At 45.8% G+C, this 16498-nt stretch carries 14 protein-coding genes and 1 riboswitch; of the genes, 5 read left to right on the forward strand and 9 right to left on the reverse strand.

Annotated elements, in window-relative coordinates; genetic code table 11:
• Window positions 1–161: 161 nt before the first annotated feature.
• From glpD to ATB76_RS21235, 4 genes are all read right to left on the reverse strand, one after another.
• Window positions 162–1721: a glycerol-3-phosphate dehydrogenase gene (glpD, locus tag ATB76_RS21220; protein WP_061036085.1), complete on the reverse strand. Its 1560-nt coding sequence runs from the start codon at window positions 1719–1721 to the stop codon at window positions 162–164.
• Window positions 1722–1900: 179 nt separating this feature from the next.
• Window positions 1901–2692, reverse strand: a complete 792-nt coding sequence (locus ATB76_RS21225) for a DeoR/GlpR family transcriptional regulator (RefSeq protein WP_005436581.1) — start codon at window positions 2690–2692, stop codon at window positions 1901–1903.
• A gap of 190 nt (window positions 2693–2882) precedes the next feature.
• The gene (gene glpK / locus ATB76_RS21230; RefSeq protein WP_061036086.1) at window positions 2883–4400 is read right to left on the reverse strand and encodes a glycerol kinase GlpK; all 1518 of its coding nucleotides are present in this window, start codon (window positions 4398–4400) and stop codon (window positions 2883–2885) included.
• 58 nt (window positions 4401–4458) lie between these two features.
• Entirely contained in the window at window positions 4459–5313 is an 855-nt protein-coding gene (locus tag ATB76_RS21235; protein ID WP_005436583.1) for an MIP/aquaporin family protein, read from the reverse strand.
• 869 nt (window positions 5314–6182) lie between these two features.
• On the opposite strand from ATB76_RS21235, the gene glpT reads away from it, so the two are divergent.
• From glpT to ATB76_RS21255, 4 genes are all read left to right on the forward strand, one after another.
• On the forward strand, window positions 6183–7550 hold the full coding sequence (glpT, locus tag ATB76_RS21240) for a glycerol-3-phosphate transporter (RefSeq protein ID WP_038879065.1): 1368 nt from the start codon (window positions 6183–6185) through the stop codon (window positions 7548–7550).
• A gap of 53 nt (window positions 7551–7603) precedes the next feature.
• Window positions 7604–8659, forward strand: coding sequence for a glycerophosphodiester phosphodiesterase (glpQ, locus tag ATB76_RS21245; protein ID WP_052485327.1), 1056 nt, complete (start codon window positions 7604–7606; stop codon window positions 8657–8659).
• A gap of 483 nt (window positions 8660–9142) precedes the next feature.
• Entirely contained in the window at window positions 9143–9409 is a 267-nt protein-coding gene (locus ATB76_RS21250) for a YqaE/Pmp3 family membrane protein (RefSeq protein ID WP_038879070.1), read from the forward strand.
• Complete coding sequence (locus ATB76_RS21255) at window positions 9410–10057, forward strand: hypothetical protein (RefSeq protein ID WP_042603816.1); 648 nt, start codon at window positions 9410–9412, stop codon at window positions 10055–10057.
• 342 nt (window positions 10058–10399) lie between these two features.
• Here ATB76_RS21255 and dapD read toward each other — a convergent pair whose 3' ends face one another.
• The 5 genes from dapD to ATB76_RS21280 all read right to left on the reverse strand — a co-directional run bounded on the left by dapD (window position 10400) and on the right by ATB76_RS21280 (window position 15317).
• A complete protein-coding gene (dapD, locus tag ATB76_RS21260; protein ID WP_061036087.1) occupies window positions 10400–11431 on the reverse strand; it encodes a 2,3,4,5-tetrahydropyridine-2,6-dicarboxylate N-succinyltransferase in 1032 nt (343 codons plus the stop codon).
• A 326-nt stretch (window positions 11432–11757) separates the two neighbouring features.
• Complete coding sequence (locus ATB76_RS21265) at window positions 11758–12741, reverse strand: GGGtGRT protein (RefSeq protein ID WP_061036088.1); 984 nt, start codon at window positions 12739–12741, stop codon at window positions 11758–11760.
• Window positions 12742–12764: 23 nt separating this feature from the next.
• On the reverse strand, window positions 12765–13457 hold the full coding sequence (locus ATB76_RS21270; protein WP_009707467.1) for an iron-sulfur cluster assembly scaffold protein: 693 nt from the start codon (window positions 13455–13457) through the stop codon (window positions 12765–12767).
• A gap of 260 nt (window positions 13458–13717) precedes the next feature.
• A riboswitch (Fluoride riboswitch) is annotated at window positions 13718–13792 on the reverse strand.
• A 156-nt stretch (window positions 13793–13948) separates the two neighbouring features.
• Entirely contained in the window at window positions 13949–14248 is a 300-nt protein-coding gene (locus ATB76_RS21275; protein WP_038879081.1) for a YebG family protein, read from the reverse strand.
• 151 nt (window positions 14249–14399) lie between these two features.
• Window positions 14400–15317: a LysR family transcriptional regulator gene (locus ATB76_RS21280; protein ID WP_005427361.1), complete on the reverse strand. Its 918-nt coding sequence runs from the start codon at window positions 15315–15317 to the stop codon at window positions 14400–14402.
• 112 nt (window positions 15318–15429) lie between these two features.
• On the opposite strand from ATB76_RS21280, the gene ATB76_RS21285 reads away from it, so the two are divergent.
• Window positions 15430–16404 (forward strand): TDT family transporter, encoded by a 975-nt coding sequence (locus tag ATB76_RS21285; RefSeq protein ID WP_042603211.1) that lies wholly within the window; start codon window positions 15430–15432, stop codon window positions 16402–16404.
• The last annotated feature ends 94 nt before the right edge of the window (window positions 16405–16498 follow it).

Consider the following 16498-nt stretch of genomic DNA (forward strand, 5'->3'; position numbering starts at 1 on the left):
TTTAGCGTCTGAGTGTGTCATCTTAGTGTTTCAGTAAGGATTACTAAGTGATCAGATCACACACACTTGAAAGAGTTCAAAAAAAATCCCCAAGCTACAAGCTTGGGGATTTGTGTATAAGAGACAGGCGGGGGGCAGGCTTTGTATTAGGAGAGTCCAATTTAACTTACTTGTGAGAGGCTAACGACTTTCTGTTGCAGCTTCTCTTTTAGATATTCTGCCAGTGCGATTTTCTCCTCTTCGTTCATGTATAAACCAAGTTTTGTACGACGCCATAAGATGTCTTCATCGGTTAGCGCCATTTCGTGATTCATCAAGAAATCAATTTCACGTTGATATACGCCGCTTGCTTGCTCCGAAAAGCAATGACCAAGATCTTCTACGTTGCTAGTGCCTTCCATTAGGTCCCAAGTTTGTGTACCAAACTGAGTCACATAGCGCAGCAACATCGCTTCTGATGCCCATGAGTACTTCGCATGAATCATCTTCGCCAATTGCTCACGGCTACAACTGAAGTTACCGCCAGGAAGGGTTTGGTTTGCTGTCCAATCTTTACCCATTTCAGGCAGGAACGGGGCAAGTTTCTTCATTGCTGCTTCACCAAGCTTACGGTAAGTCGTGAGCTTGCCACCGAACACTGAAAGTAAAGGTGCGTGGTCGTATTCAGCGTCCAGTTCTAGTGTGTAGTCACGTGTGATCGCTTGCGGTGAGTCAGACTCATCATCACACAACGGACGTACACCACTGTATGTCCACACCACGTCTTCGCGGCTTAGCTGGTGGACAAAGTGTTGGTTAACGATATCGATCAAGTAATCGACTTCATCTTCGGAAATCGCGACTTCACGCGGATCGCCTTTGTACTCCACATCCGTTGTACCAATGATCGAGAACTTATCTAAGTAAGGGATCATAAATACGATGCGGTTATCTTTGTTTTGTAGGATGTAGGCCTGCGGCTCGTTGTGGATACGAGGAACAACGATGTGCGAGCCTTTGATCAAACGAATGTTGCGAGGGGAGGTTTGTTCTAATCCTTCATCAAAGAACTGTTTCACCCATGGACCGGCAGCGTTAACCAGAGCTTTCGCTTTGCGTTCGAAACGTTGGTCTGTGGTGACGTCATGAATAGTGACATGCCAAATGCCGCCTTCACGGTGTGCTTTTTCTACGCGACAGTAGTTGCGAACTTCTGCGTTATTCTCTTTAGCCGCTAGAACGTTCAACAACACCAAGCGTGCGTCATCTACCCAACAATCTGAGTATTCGAAACCGGTTTTCATTTCAGGTTTTAATAGGCCTGATTTTGCTAGGTTGACGGTTTTGCTGCCTGGAAGAGTGGTTCGTTTACCCAAGTTATCGTAAAGGAACAAGCCACAGCGGATCATCCAAGCTGGGCGTAAAAATGGGCGATGAGGTAAACGGAAGCGCATTGGTAGAGCCACATGTGGTGCTTTACGTAAGATCACTTCACGTTCAGCGAGCGCTTCCGAAACTAAACGAAACTCATAGTGTTCAAGGTAACGTAATCCGCCGTGGATCAGTTTTGAACTTGCAGAAGAGGTTGCCGATGCGAAGTCATTAGCTTCGTACAAACCGACGCTTAAACCACGGCCAGCAGCATCTGCAGCAATACCAGCCCCGTTAATGCCGCCGCCGATCACGATCATGTCTAGAGTAGGGGATGAATTCGTCGTGGAAGCATTTTGTTGGATACTCATAAATTTGACCTCTTGGTGAGCGAACGAGCATTTTGGAACATGAGCTTATCCTAGCTTAGGTTTCGTTTGTGGTCATTATTTATTTTCGTTTGTGAGCGTTTTGTGTGATTTGGGCACAAAAAAACCTCTGCCTAATTAAGACAGAGGTCATTTATGCGCGTAAATAGTGAGTGTAAACGCTATTCTGTTATGGCTCTTTCCATTTGTGTATCAACCACTTCGAGCGGAACGGCTGCTTCTTTTAGAATCGCGAGAATCTCTTCTGGTGGTTGTTTGTTGGTAAATACCATGTTCAATTGCGCGATATTGCCCAGTTTCACCATCGCATTACGACCAAACTTCGAATGGTCAACCGCAAGGAAAACGCTGCGGCTGTTATCGATAATCGCCTGTTTAACGCGAACTTCGTGGTAATCAAAGTCCAGTAGCGAGCCATCAAAATCGATACCACTGATGCCCAAAATACCGAAATCGAGGCGGAATTGTTTGACGAAATCGAGCGTCGCTTCACCGACAATGCCGCCATCTCGGTTGCGAACTTCACCGCCCGCCAAAATCACTTTGATTTCCGGGTTCGGTAAAAGAATGGTGGCAACATTAATGTTGTTGGTCACCACGCGAAGCTGTTTGTGGTTTTTATTGAGCGCTCGAGCGACGGCTTCTGGGGTCGTGCCAATATCAATAAACAAGGTTGCGCCATCTGGAATGTGTTTTACGAGTTCTTCCGCAATGACATCTTTTTCATTGAAGTTAAGCGCTTTACGCGTGTTGTATGAGGTGTTCTCTGAACTGAGAGGAATGGTTGCACCACCGTGGTAGCGACGAATTTTGTTTTCATCTGCGAGGTCATTTAGGTCGCGGCGAATAGTCTGAGGACTAACATTAAATTTTTCTACCAGCTCATCCGTGCTGACATAGCCTTGTTTTTTCACCAACTCAACAATCTGTTGGTGTCTTGGTATTTGCTTCACTTAGCACTCCCTTGTGCACTGGTAACCGCCAATGCTTCAAAATCGAAAATAGAAACTTGCTCTATTGTGCTCGAATTAGCGCATTGTGAGAAGCTGTGGGAGTGTGGAATCCGCGATCGAACGCAAAAAAAGAGCGCCAACTCGGCGCTCTTTACGATTAATCAGGGGGAAACTAATCGTTTATCAGAAATTAATCGTCTTCGTCGTGAAGCTCAGACCAGGTTTGAGCACACTTAACTGCGCGCTTCCAACCTTTGTAACGACGGTTACGTTTCTCTTCATCATCATGTGGTTCGAATGTGCGATCGAGCACTGCTTTGTCTTGCAGTTCATCAATGCTATCCCAGAAACCAACCGCTAGACCAGCTAGGTAGGCAGCACCCAAAGCGGTTACTTCGGTTACTTGAGGGCGATGAACTTCGGTATTAAGAACATCAGATTGGAACTGCATCAGGAAGTTGTTCGCCACTGCGCCGCCATCCACGCGAAGGTTCGCGAGTTTGATGCCCGAGTCTGCTTGCATTGCATCTAGCACATCACGAGTTTGGTAAGCGATGCCTTCCAAAGTTGCACGGATAATGTGGTTAGAGTTTACGCCACGAGTTAGACCGACAATCGTACCGCGAGCGTAAGCATCCCAGTATGGTGCACCTAACCCAGTAAAGGCAGGAACGACATAAACCCCATTTGAAGAATCGACTTTAGTTGCGAAGTATTCCGAGTCTTCAGCACCAGCCAGAATCTTCATTTCGTCACGTAGCCATTGAATTGAAGCACCACCCATGAATACTGCACCTTCAAGGGCGTAAGCTGGTTCACCTTTTGGACCACATGCTAGGGTGGTCAATAGGCCATTCTTAGAGGTTACCTTCTCTTGACCTGTGTTCATCAATAAGAAACAACCTGTACCATAAGTGTTCTTCGCTTGACCAGCTTCAACACACATCTGACCGTAAAGCGCGGCTTGTTGGTCACCTGCAATACCTGCGATTGGGATGCGAGTACCGCCTTTACCACCAATGTTGGTTTGGCCGTAGATTTCTGATGAGCGTTTGACTTCTGGCATCATCGACGCTGGAATGCCTAATTCATCCAACATTTTCTGATCCCAGCATAGGTCGTTAATGTTGAAAAGCATAGTGCGCGAAGCGTTGGTGTAATCGGTTACGTGAACGCGGCCTTGTGTCATTTTCCAAACCAGCCAAGTATCCACTGTACCGAATAACAACTTGCCCGCTTCCGCTTCTTCACGCGCGCCTTCAACGTTATCTAGAATCCACTTCACTTTTGTGCCAGAGAAGTAAGGGTCTAAAACCAGACCTGTATTGTCGCGAACGTAATCTTCTAGTCCGCGCGCCTTTAATTCTTCACAAATATCGGCAGTACGGCGACATTGCCACACGATCGCGTTGTAAACCGGCTTGCCTGTTTCTTTGTTCCATACAATTGTGGTTTCACGTTGGTTGGTAATACCGATACCAACAAGTTGGTCGCTACGGATACCGGTTTTTGCAAGTGCTTCAACCAAAGTAGAGCTTTGAGTTGCCCAGATTTCCATTGGGTCATGTTCAACCCAACCAGCCTCTGGATAAATCTGAGTAAATTCTCGCTGAGCGACGCTTACGATATTCGCGTCATGATCCAGAATGACAGCACGAGAGCTTGTCGTGCCTTGGTCTAGGGCAACAATGTATTTTTGCTCAGTCATGGTAAGAATCCTTTTGTTTCGTTATTTATATTTTAGTAAATGTTCGAATGAGTTGGTTTTAAGCTTGAGCTTGTTCTGCTTCTTCTTCGGTCTCGCACTGGTTAGGGATAGTACAGCCATGACCTTGTTGTGGCAGATATGCAGCAATCGCTTTCGGGTACAACCAACCACCGAAGCAAGCACCTGCGATAGGAGCAAGAATTGGAACAATAAAGTATGGGATTTCACGCGCACCGGTCAGTGCGTAATCCCAGCCGGCAAAGTAAGCAAACAGTTTAGGGCCGAAGTCACGAGCAGGGTTCATCGCAAAGCCAGTCAGTGGGCCTAAAGAACCACCGATAACCGCAATGAGAATACCGATAAGTAATGGGTTCATAGCGCCGCGAGGTGCACCGTTGTTCTCATCACCAAGAGCAAGAATGGCAAACATTAGCACTGCAGTAATCACGAATTCCACAGCAAAAGCGCCAAAGAAAGAGAGAGAAGCGTGTGGGTAAGTCGAGAAAATACCTGCTGTTGCTAATGCGTCTTGGCTGCTACGAACGAAATTGTGTGCGATTTCGTAATCAGTAAATAGGTTGCTGTACAAGCTGTAAACCAAAGCGGCAGAGCAAAATGCACCGAGCATTTGCGCAATGATATAAGGCACCACTTTCGCCTTATCGAATCCATGGAACATCGCCAGCGCGATGGTAACTGCAGGGTTGATGTGTGCACCGGATACGCCCGCAGTACAGTAAATTGCAATGGCGACGCCAAAGCCCCATACAATACTGATTTCCCATTGACCAAATTGAGCTCCGGTCAAAACGAGTGCAGCAACACAGCCTACGCCAAAAAAGATAAGTAATCCGGTACCGATAAACTCGGCCAAACATTCTCCGAGCAGTGAGGGGTGTTTGTTCGTTGTCATGTTAAGAGTCCTTTAATATTTATGCTTATCTAGCACGGTTCTATTGTGCATATATAAACGTTTGCGAAAACAAACGAGCGTTAAAAGTGAGCGTTTGAGCATAAATTTGTTAATCAAACTCTTCGTTTTTGTTAATTGACGCATCTTTTGCTCAAAAAGGAAACTCGATAAAACGATTCAGAAGCTTCTACTTCTATTTTTCGGCCTAAAACTACCGATGTGAAAATCAATGCACAAACTGGTAAGAGGAGTTTTGTGAAGCTGCTTCGCGAATGGTGGGAAATTACTCAGATTACTGGTTGAAAACTAACCCTAAAGAGCTAGCTGACACTAATGATGATAAGGGGGAGGCTGATATTGATGCGCTCGTTGCTCTGAGTTAAACCACCGTTAAGAATGAAGAAGTTTATTTGTGGTTGATACGACGTCTTTTACTAGAGATTTGTTTTGAATGCGCTTTGGGATTGGTTGGCTGATGTCGATGCTAATTGTTAACGAAGTGACATTGTTGCAACACGTCATGCTGGTCTTTAATTACTTAAATAGCGTGTTTTATCTCTTCAACCTCTACCTTTTATCCATTTATGTGGTCATTTGAGCGCTTGGTTTACTTAAGATAGCGATGATTTTGTTCGTTTGCGCACTTCATGCTCTATATAGACAGTAACGGAATGTGGGGGAAATGGAAGCACTGTCTAATTAAATGCTTCTAGTTCACTGTATTTACTGAAATTTAATTCCTATGCAACATTTATCACAGAAATAAAAATTGTATTTCATAAAATGCATTCACTTTCGAACGAAACTCCTTTTTGCTCGTTCGCGATTTATTACTCCCTACCATCGCTCACATAATTAATGAGGTTCCTATGTTTGGAATATTCAAACCTAAGGCGCATATCGATCGCTTATCGTCCGATAAGATCGACGGCACCTATTCTCGCTTACGTTGGCAACTCTTCATCGGTATCTTCGTCGGTTACGCTGGCTATTATTTAGTGCGTAAAAACTTTAGCTTGGCGATGCCTTACCTTATTGAGCAAGGTTTTAGCCGTGGTGACTTAGGTGTTGCTTTAGCTGCAGTTTCCATTGCTTACGGTTTATCAAAATTCTTAATGGGCAGTGTTTCTGACCGCTCTAACCCTCGTTATTTCTTAAGTGGCGGTCTGTTAATGTCTGCGCTTGTGATGTTCTGCTTCGGCTTTATGCCTTGGGCTACGGGCAGCATTACCGCGATGTTTATTCTATTGTTCCTAAACGGTTGGTTCCAAGGTATGGGATGGCCTGCCTGTGGTCGAACCATGGTTCACTGGTGGTCACGTAAAGAACGTGGCGAGATCGTATCGGTTTGGAACGTGGCGCATAACGTAGGTGGTGGTTTAATTGGTCCACTATTTATTCTTGGTCTTTGGGCATTTAACGACGATTGGCGCACCGCTTTCTATGTTCCTGCATTTTTTGCCACGCTCGTAGCTGTCTTTATTTGGTTCACGGTAAGAGATACACCTCAATCTTGTGGTCTTCCGCCAATTGAAGAGTATAAAGACGACTACCCAGACGATTACGACAAGTCTCATGAGAAAGAAATGAGTGCGAAGGAGATTTTCTTCAAGTATGTCTTTTCTAATAAATTGTTGTGGTCAATTGCGATCGCGAACGCGTTTGTTTACCTGATCCGCTACGGTGTGTTGGACTGGGCTCCAGTGTATTTAAAAGAAGCAAAAGACTTCTCAGTAGATAAATCTTCTTGGGCTTACTTCCTATACGAGTGGGCTGGTATTCCTGGTACGTTATTGTGTGGTTGGATTTCTGACAAAGTGTTTAAAGGTCGCCGCGCCCCTGCTGGCATCTTATTTATGGTTCTTGTCACGGTTGCGGTGCTTGTTTACTGGTTTAACCCAGCAGGTAATCCAGCCGTCGATATGATGGCGCTGGTGGCTATCGGTTTCTTGATTTACGGCCCTGTGATGTTGATTGGTTTGTATGCACTAGAGCTTGCTCCTAAAAAAGCGGCGGGTACTGCCGCTGGCTTGACCGGGCTATTCGGATACTTAGGTGGCGCTGTTGCTGCGAACGCTATTCTTGGTTACACCGTTGACCACTTCGGTTGGGATGGTGGGTTCATCATTCTTGTCGGGTCTTGTATTACCTCTATTATCTGCTTGATTTACGCTTTCTTGGGTGAACGCGCTCATCACGAACAAAAAGCACGTGAGAAAGAAGCATTGGCGTCATAAAACATTAAAGGGGCGGTGGAATACTGCTCCTTCAATAAGTTAAGGAAAGAACAATGAAAACAACGTCAATTTGCATGACGATTCTCGCTCTCGGCATTTCAGCTGGAGCGGTTGCACAACCGCTTGTTATCGCGCACCGAGGAGCATCGGGTTATCTGCCAGAACATACGTTAGAAGCAAAAGCTCTTGCGTATGCAATGAAGCCGGACTACATCGAGCAAGATGTGGTGATGACCAAAGACGATCAACTCGTCGTATTGCATGATCATTACCTCGATCGCGTGACCGATGTGGCTGAGCGATTCCCAGACCGTGCTCGTAAAGATGGTCGCTACTACGCGATTGATTTCACTTTGGAAGAAATCAAATCATTGCGAGTCACTGAAGGCTTTAACATCGATGATAAAGGTAACAAGGTTGCTGGTTATCCGACACGATTCCCAATGTGGAAATCAGATTTTACCGTTCCTACTTTTGCGGAAGAGATTGAGTTGATCCAAGGTTTAAATAAAACACTGGGTTATGACATCGGTATCTACCCAGAAATTAAAGCGCCTTGGTTCCATCGCCATGAAGGTAAAGACATCTCAAAAGCGGTGCTTAACGTTTTAAAGCAGTACGGTTACGACTCACAAGACGACAAAGTGTACCTTCAGTGTTTTGATGCGAATGAGCTTCAACGCATCAACAGTGAGCTCATGCCTGCAATGGACATGGATTTAAAGCTCGTTCAGCTCATGGCTTACACCGACTGGAACGAGACCATGGAGTACAAAGGCGACAAGGCAACACCATACAGTTATGACTGGATGTTTGAAGCCAATGGTATGAAGAAGGTCGCGGAATACGCGGAAGGGATCGGTCCTTGGAAGCCAATGTTGGTGGATGACAAATCAACCAAGGATAACATCATCATCAAACCTTTGATGAAAGCGGCAAAAGACGCGGGCTTACAAGTACACCCTTATACTTTCCGAGCGGACCCTGGGCGTATTCCTGCTTACACCGACAGCTTCGATGGGATGATGGACATCTTCTACAATCAGGTGAAAGTGGATGGTTTGTTTACTGATTTCCCTGATAAAGCGGTGAACTTTCTGAACAAGTAAAGTTCTAAAAAACTGAGTGTTTGAAACGCTCAGTATTACGTCACACGCCATGTCGTAACAATAGGCTCTCATTGAGCAATCATTATCCCTCAACAGTGACTCTCCTGTTGGGGGATTTTTATATGTATGGAACACGATCAACACCTTTTACTTCTCTTTCATTGCTCCCGCTGTGTATGCATTCCCATTGTTCTTGATTTGCAGATGCTAAATATTCACACCACCGATATGGTTACTATACAGGGGTATTGTAAATTGGTGCCCTTTGCTAATGCCATTGTGGAGAAGACTGTGTTCCATTGGCTTAGTTTGCCCTTTCAGCTTGCCGCTTAAGTCTTGCTTCACATGTCGGTTCGTAGCTCCAAATTCTTAGGCGGCCTTTTCTTTTGAACAAAGCGATCCCGACGGCAATTCATTCTCTGATAAGCCGAGCATTAGTGCGCAATACGATCATGAATAATAAAAGACTTAATAGGACATGACATGAGACTAGTACTTGCCATTCTAATTCCTTGGCTGCAATTTTTTACTATTGGCCGTTATTGGGCGGGAGTAATCTGTTTGTTATTGCAGATTACTTTGGTTGGTTGGTTGCCCGCTGCCATTTGGTCTGTATACGCATTAGTTAATTACGAAACGGATAAAAAAATCGAGAAGCTAGCTGCAGAGAGAGATGGTCCAGAGGCGTTCTCAAATTACGCACGAAAAGCGCCAGCGTCTTCGGATCAAGATGGTGGTGGAGACGAGTAGGTGTTTCCGTCGAATAAAGGTAAGCCTTATTTCTGGGGGGGCTTACTATTGAGTTGTTTTGGGTTTGCTTCTAGTGCACAAGCAGAGCTCACGATTCAAGAAGCGGTCGATTTGTGGATCTTGGATGGCGCAGAGTTCCGTCAGATGGTGAAATGCTCTCCGCAAGCGCAGTTGAACAACGGTGTGCAGCAAATCTATTACGACTCGTCATCTTGTGTATTGAGCGAACTGGCAACTTATGCGTTGGCAAAAGAGTGTTTTGGAGATGCGAAGGCTCAGCGCGTCAATATTCTGGATGCCGCGGATAAATCGAAAGTGATGTCTTTTGATATCAACGCTGCCAGCTGTTCATTATTAGAGAAAAAAACTGGTCAAAAGAAATCGAATCCAGCGCCACCACCAAAACCATCTCGACCATCGACATCAAACTCTAAGGCTTATGTTGTTCAGCTCTACTCTGGCGTTAAGCCTCCGAACAAGGTATTTGCACAATGTGCGACTGCACCTTTATATGAGCACCATATTCACGGCTCGTACTATTTGTTTAGTGACGTGTATTTCAAATACTCGGAAGCAAAGCAATTAATGGATCACTTAAAGTACGAATGCCCTGATTTATCGATGTGGATTCGTCCGATAAAGCGCTAGTTAAGACTGATAATTAAAAAATCCCCCAACAGTTTCCTGCTGGGGGATTTTTCGTAGGGCTAATTCACTGCAATACCCAAATGACTTCAAGATGCTCAGTTCAGAGCGTGGTCACTGATACGAGTTCAAGGAAAATGACGAAGTGAAATAGCTCGCTATTTTCAAGTTATTTGACGTGGGAATCGTGATAGTGACACGCTCCCAAAGGGCGAGTTGTCTTGGCTTTCATGCTTTGTTAACGAGCTTTGATTTAGACTGACTAGATCTTCAACTCGTTGCCGCGCCTGCAAGCCAAGTCAGCCTCGCTGAATCAAGCATCTCGAGGTTATTTGGGTATTCTTATTAGTTGTTTTTATGCAGTTCGCTGTTCAGTTCAACCGCGCTCTTGTTTGCAAGACACTCGATTTGACCTGTTACAGAGTTACGACGGAACAGTAGGTCAGAAACACCAGCAAGATCGCGTGCTTTCACTACTTCTACTTCTTGACCAGCAGAATCTAGCATGCGCACTTTAGAACCAGCAGTTACGTACAGACCTGATTCGATAGTACAACGGTCACCCATTGGGAAGCCAAGACCTGCATTCGCGCCTAGTAGAGAGTTTTCACCGATAGAAACCACAACTTTACCGCCGCCAGATAGCGTACCCATGATAGATGCGCCGCCGCCGATGTCAGAGCCGTTACCAACCACTACGCCAGCAGAGATACGACCTTCAACCATGCTCACGCCAGTTGTACCCGCGTTGAAGTTGATGAAGCCTTCGTGCATTACCGTTGTGCCTTCGCCAACGTGTGCGCCAAGACGTACGCGAGAAGTGTCAGCGATACGAACGCCAGTTGGTACCACGTAGTCCACCATTTTAGGGAACTTGTCTACGCAATCTACGCCTAGTGCACGACCCGCTAGGCGAGCTTCGATTTGACGCTCTGCCAGTTCAGGTAGGTCGATTGGGCCTTCGTTAGTCCATGCGATGTTGTGTAGTAGACCGAAGATGCCGTCTAGTACCGTGCCGTGTGGTTGAACTAGGCGGTTAGAGATAAGTTGAAGTTTTAGGAAACCTTCAGCAACGCTTTGTGGCTGCTCGTCAGTTGCAAGGATAACCAGTACAAGTGGTTGTGCTGATTCTGCTGCTTTTGCTGCGAAAGATGCGTTTGCAGTATCGCCGTTTGCTTCAAATGCTGCTGCCAGTTCTGCGCTTTGTGCTGCAGAGATCTCGATAGCTTGGTTGCCTTGCTCGTAACCTGCTACTGCTGCTAGTGCGTTAACAAGCGCTTCGCTTGGGTTAAGAACTGGGTTTGGGAAAAACGCTTCGATGATTTTGCCGTCGCGGTTTTTAGTTGCCGTACCAAAGGCTAGAGAGAAGAAAGCCATAGTTGATCTCCATGTGTTGAGTCTTGTGTCTCGTCTGTTCACTGACAAGAAATAATTAAGTTGTCAGCCATCATAAAGAGAGTGTTGGGGAGTTTAAAGAGGGGAAATGGAGAAAGTCTGTAGATGGATACCTTTTGTCTTTTTAGAGATATGTTTGTCTGATGAGAAATGTGTCGCAAAAGCCTTATCAGACCGATTTTGGGCAGAGACACAGTGACGTTGGAGAAGAGGGCATCGCAAAAAAAATAAGGGGAGGACCGAAGTCACTCCCCCTACACTGGGTTTGTTGGATTTACTGGCTTTGGATAGTAAAGCGATAAATCGACTTAGAGGCTTAGCTCACCGACCTCTACCGCAAGTGCAACCGTTGCACCTACCATTGGATTATTGCCCATACCGATGAAGCCCATCATTGCTACGTGTGCTGGTACTGAAGAGCTACCCGCGAATTGCGCATCGGCGTGCATGCGACCCATGGTATCGGTCATGCCGTAAGAGGCAGGACCTGCCGCCACGTTGTCTGGGTGTAGAGTACGACCAGTGCCACCGCCTGATGCCACAGAGAAGTAAGGCATGCCTTCACGGTTACGTTCTGCTTTGTAGATACCTGCTACAGGGTGTTGGAAGCGAGTTGGGTTGGTTGAGTTACCGGTGATGCTCACATCCACTTGTTCTTTATGCATGATAGCTACGCCTTCACGTACATCATCAGCACCGTAGCAAAGGATCTCACCACGTGGACCTTGCGAGAATCGACGACGTTCTACTTCCACTAACTCACCAGTTTGGTAGTTGTATTGAGTGCGTACGTAAGTGAAACCGTTAATGCGTGAGATTAGGTAAGCGGCGTCTTTACCCAAGCCATTTAGGATAACTTTCAATGGATTTTTACGTGATTTGTTCACGTTCAATGCGATTTTGATTGCGCCTTCTGCCGCTGCGAATGACTCATGACCGGCAAGGAAAGCGAAACAGCCACTTTCTTCATTCAATAGACGAGCCGCCAATGCACCGTGACCGATACCCACTTGGCGTTGCTCTGCCACGCTGCCTGGTTTTGTGCAGGCTTGAAGGCCTTCACCGATGATGTTTGCAGCTTCTTCCGCTGTTTTTGCACCGCGGAAAATCGCCAAAGCAGTGCCCAGTGTGTAGGCATCTGCAGCGCTTTCAAACGCGATAGGTTGAGTGTCCATCACCAGCGCTTTAGGGTCGATACCACGATCCATACAGTATTGGTAAGCCTCTTCCAGAGAAGAAAGTTGCATTTCGTCTAATGTGCGAAGTACAGATTCAGTAATTGGAGTGTTCATAATCTCTTTCCTCTAGGTGGCAATTATTGTTGGCGTGGGTTGATGGTAGATACGGCTTCGTCAAAACGACCGTAAGTCCCCGTTGCTTTGTCTGCCGCTTCTGCAGCAGATACGCCTTCGTTGATGGCTTTCATCATCTTGCCTAGGTTGAGATATTGGTAACCAATCACTTCTTTGTTTTCGTCTAGTGCGAGTTTTGTTACGTAGCCTTCAGCTAACTCCATGTAACGCACGCCTTTTGCTTTAGTTGAGTAACTAGTACCCACTTGGCTACGTTGAGTTTGACCAAGGTCTTCCAGTGCCGCACCAATTTCCAAGCCGCCTTCAGAGAAAGCAGATTGAGTACGGCCGTAAACAAATTGAAGGAAGATTTCGCGCATCGCAACGTTGATAGCATCACACACCAAGTCGGTATTCAGTGCTTCCAGAATGGTTTTGCCTGTTAGAATTTCTGCGGCCATCGCGGCTGATTGAGTCATGCCTGAACAGCCGATCGTTTCGATCAAAGCTTCTTCGATGATGCCGTTTTTGACGTTAAGAGTCAGTTTTGCTGCGCCTTGTTGAGGAGCACAAGCGCCAACGCCGTGGCTAAGACCAGAAATTGCGATAACGTCTTTTGGATTGATCATTGCGCCTTCAACAGGGATCGGTGCAGATGCATGAAGATCGCCGCGTTGAATCGGGCACATTGATTGGATTTCGTGTGAGTATTGCATAATGTTTTCCCAGTGTACGATATCCGGCATATTGGTCAGACTCAACGGCGTTGATTGCTCTTATTCGCTCCATCAGATAGAAAAACTATGTTCAGGAGGCTCACGCGTTTGTCGCCTTGTTGAGTTAACAACTATTTTGGATATCTTTTTAATTTTTGAGAAAACAGGTGCGGGGTTGGAGAAGAGTTGAATTGCTCACTACAGAACTCTTGCTTTCACAATATAGGTGAAAGCATTTCCAACAGGGCTGACCTGTTTTCGTTTCTGTAGGAGTCATTAGCTTTAAAGCGGTTCGAATCTTTCGATTCCGGTGGCACCCCATCACCGTGCCCATTTAGATTAGATCTAAGTCACACTAATCTGCAACATGAAATTTAGAGCAATTTGGGATATTAAATCGGTTCTTTATATTCTCAGAGATATATAGCGATAAATGCAACGCATAAAAAAACGTCGCATTATGCGACGTTTTTTCTAAACAAGTGAGAGGCTTATGCAGCGTCTTCTTGCTCGCTATCTTCTTCAACAGCTTCAAGCTTCTTTGCTTTTTTTGGTGCAGGTTTACGTTTTGCACCTAGAGCGTAAAGCACTTCTTCTTTGTTTTGCGCAAGGTACATTGCAAGATCTTCTTGCTTACCTTCGTCTTCTAGAAGTTCACTCTTACTTAGCAGTGAGAATAACTCGTCCGCCATATCCAGCATTTTGTCGTATGCGTCAGCTTCCGCTTTAGAGGTAAAAGTCATTTTCTCTTCTCCATTGCGTTCTACCACGTACTTGACGATTACAGCCATGGTTGGTCCTCTAAGTTAATTTGTTAAATTTTATACTGGCTTTTTATACAGTTTTTGACCAGTTAAGTCTAGCGACAAGCCTCAGAATGAGAGCCGTGTACAACTAAGTGACCAGCATTTGAACTATCTCCCGTGAACGACCCATCTCGAACTAGCCATCTTTAAGATGTGGGTTCTCTGGTCGCTCCCAATCTTGGCAGAATTCAATGAATGTACGTAGGAGCGGGTTTTGATACTTCTCTTTGTGGATCAAAAGCCAGAAGCGACGCTTCATATCCAGTGGCATGTTGAGCATTTTCACACGACCATCTCGAATTGCAGGTTCTGCAGATAGGCGTGATAAACAACCTAAACCCAGCCCAGCAGATACCGAATTGATCAGCGCTTCTGTTGTATTGAGCTGAAAAGCCTCATGCCAGTGTTCTAGACGCGGAGCGATGGCGCGCATAAAGAACTCTCGAGAGCCAGAACCCGCCTCTCGCAGAATCCATTCCGTGTCTTCGAGTTCGTTTAGGCTGATTGGCCCTTCATCGAAGTTAGGATAGTCCGGCGGACAAATCACACACATTTCGTCTTCACTGAATTGCGTTGATTCCAACTCTGGGTGTATGGTCTTGCCCTCGATGAGCGCGATGTCGAGTTCGTACGCGATCAACATGTCACAAATCTGGGCAGAGTTAGAGATGAATAAACTCTGCGACTGGTGATTCGTTTCATCACGAAAATCACTTAACAGGTAAGGTGCAACTTGGTTGCCGATGGTGTCACTGGCACCGATGCGAAGCAGCCCTGATAAGGTTTGGTCGCCATCGAACACACTCTCAATATCCCGAGCTCGGTTGAGGAGTTCATCCGCGAGGGGCAAAAGTTTTTGTCCTTCTTGGTTGAGAATTAAGCGGTTGTTCACCCGGTCAAATAGGTGATGACCAATTTGTTTCTCTAACTCAGACAGCGCCATACTCACGGCCGCCTTAGAAAGAAACAGGCTTTCCGAAGCCGCAGTTAGCGTCTTGTGCTGAGTGATCGTAGTAAAAACTTTCAGTTGTTTAAGAGAGATATGACTAGGCATGATATTCCGTTAAGTTTATCTGAACGTTAGTTTTAAATAATTAGATATATTGGAACGAAGTGCAAGAGTAATATACACCCCATAGAAAGTTAGCTTAGATTTTGAGGTCGTAATGATTCAAAGAACAAAAGCAAAAGTAATGGGAGCACCAACGCCAATGGCGGGTCTGGCTCTTGGTATTGCGAGCTTAGGTTGGAGTTGGGAAAACTTCGCCGAATTAAATGGCTATGGACAGTGGATTAGCGCAGGTATTGCAAGCGTACTGCTAGCAATCTTGGCGACTAAATTTCTTTTTCACAATCATTTGTTGAGACAAGATCTTGCGCACCCTGTGGTGGGTAGTGTCGTTCCAACTTTCGCGATGGGAACCATGGTGGTTTCAAATTCTCTAGGGCACTTTTTCCCTGTTGCAGGTGACGTGCTTTGGTTAGTGGCGGTAGCTCTACATATCGTGTTCCTAGTGAGCTTCTTGTACCACCGCGCGAAAGACTTCGAACTACACCACATGGTGCCAAGCTGGTTCGTACCACCAGTGGGTATTATCGTTGCAGATGTGTCTTTCTCAGGTAACCCAGTGCTTGCACCTATTGCACACGGTGCGTTGGTCTTCGGTATGGTGGCTTACGCGGTGATGTTGCCAATGATGATCTACCGTTTCATGTTCACTCATGAAATCCCAGATGCAGCAAAACCAACCATGGCAATCATGGCGGCACCAGCTAGCCTATCGTTGGCTGGTTACCTAACCGTAACGGCAACACCTTCACCAGTGATTATTGCTCTGTTGTTTGGTATCGCGGTATTGATGACAGCCATCATCTACTTAGCCTTCTTTAAATTGCTAAGACTGCCATTTAGCCCAGGTTACGCAGCGTTTACCTTCCCAATGGTGATTGGTGCAACGGCTCTGTTCAAAACAGCAAATTGGATGGAAGCAAATGGTCTAGCAGCGCACTATGTACAACAAGTTCGCGGTCTAGCAGGTATCGAATTGATTGTGGCAACGATTGTGGTGACTTACGTAGGTTTGCAATACATCAATAACTTACTAATCCAACCACGCTTGATGACGACACATCACGCATAAGTCTTACTCGTAAAGCAAAGTCTCTTGGTCTCTCTCGCCAAGAGGCTTTTTTTGTATCGGTAGGGTGGGATCTAAAGCCAATCTGCAGATAAAA

It is taken from the genome of Vibrio sp. MOR3, assembly GCF_001557775.1.
Classification (GTDB): domain Bacteria; phylum Pseudomonadota; class Gammaproteobacteria; order Enterobacterales; family Vibrionaceae; genus Vibrio; species Vibrio jasicida.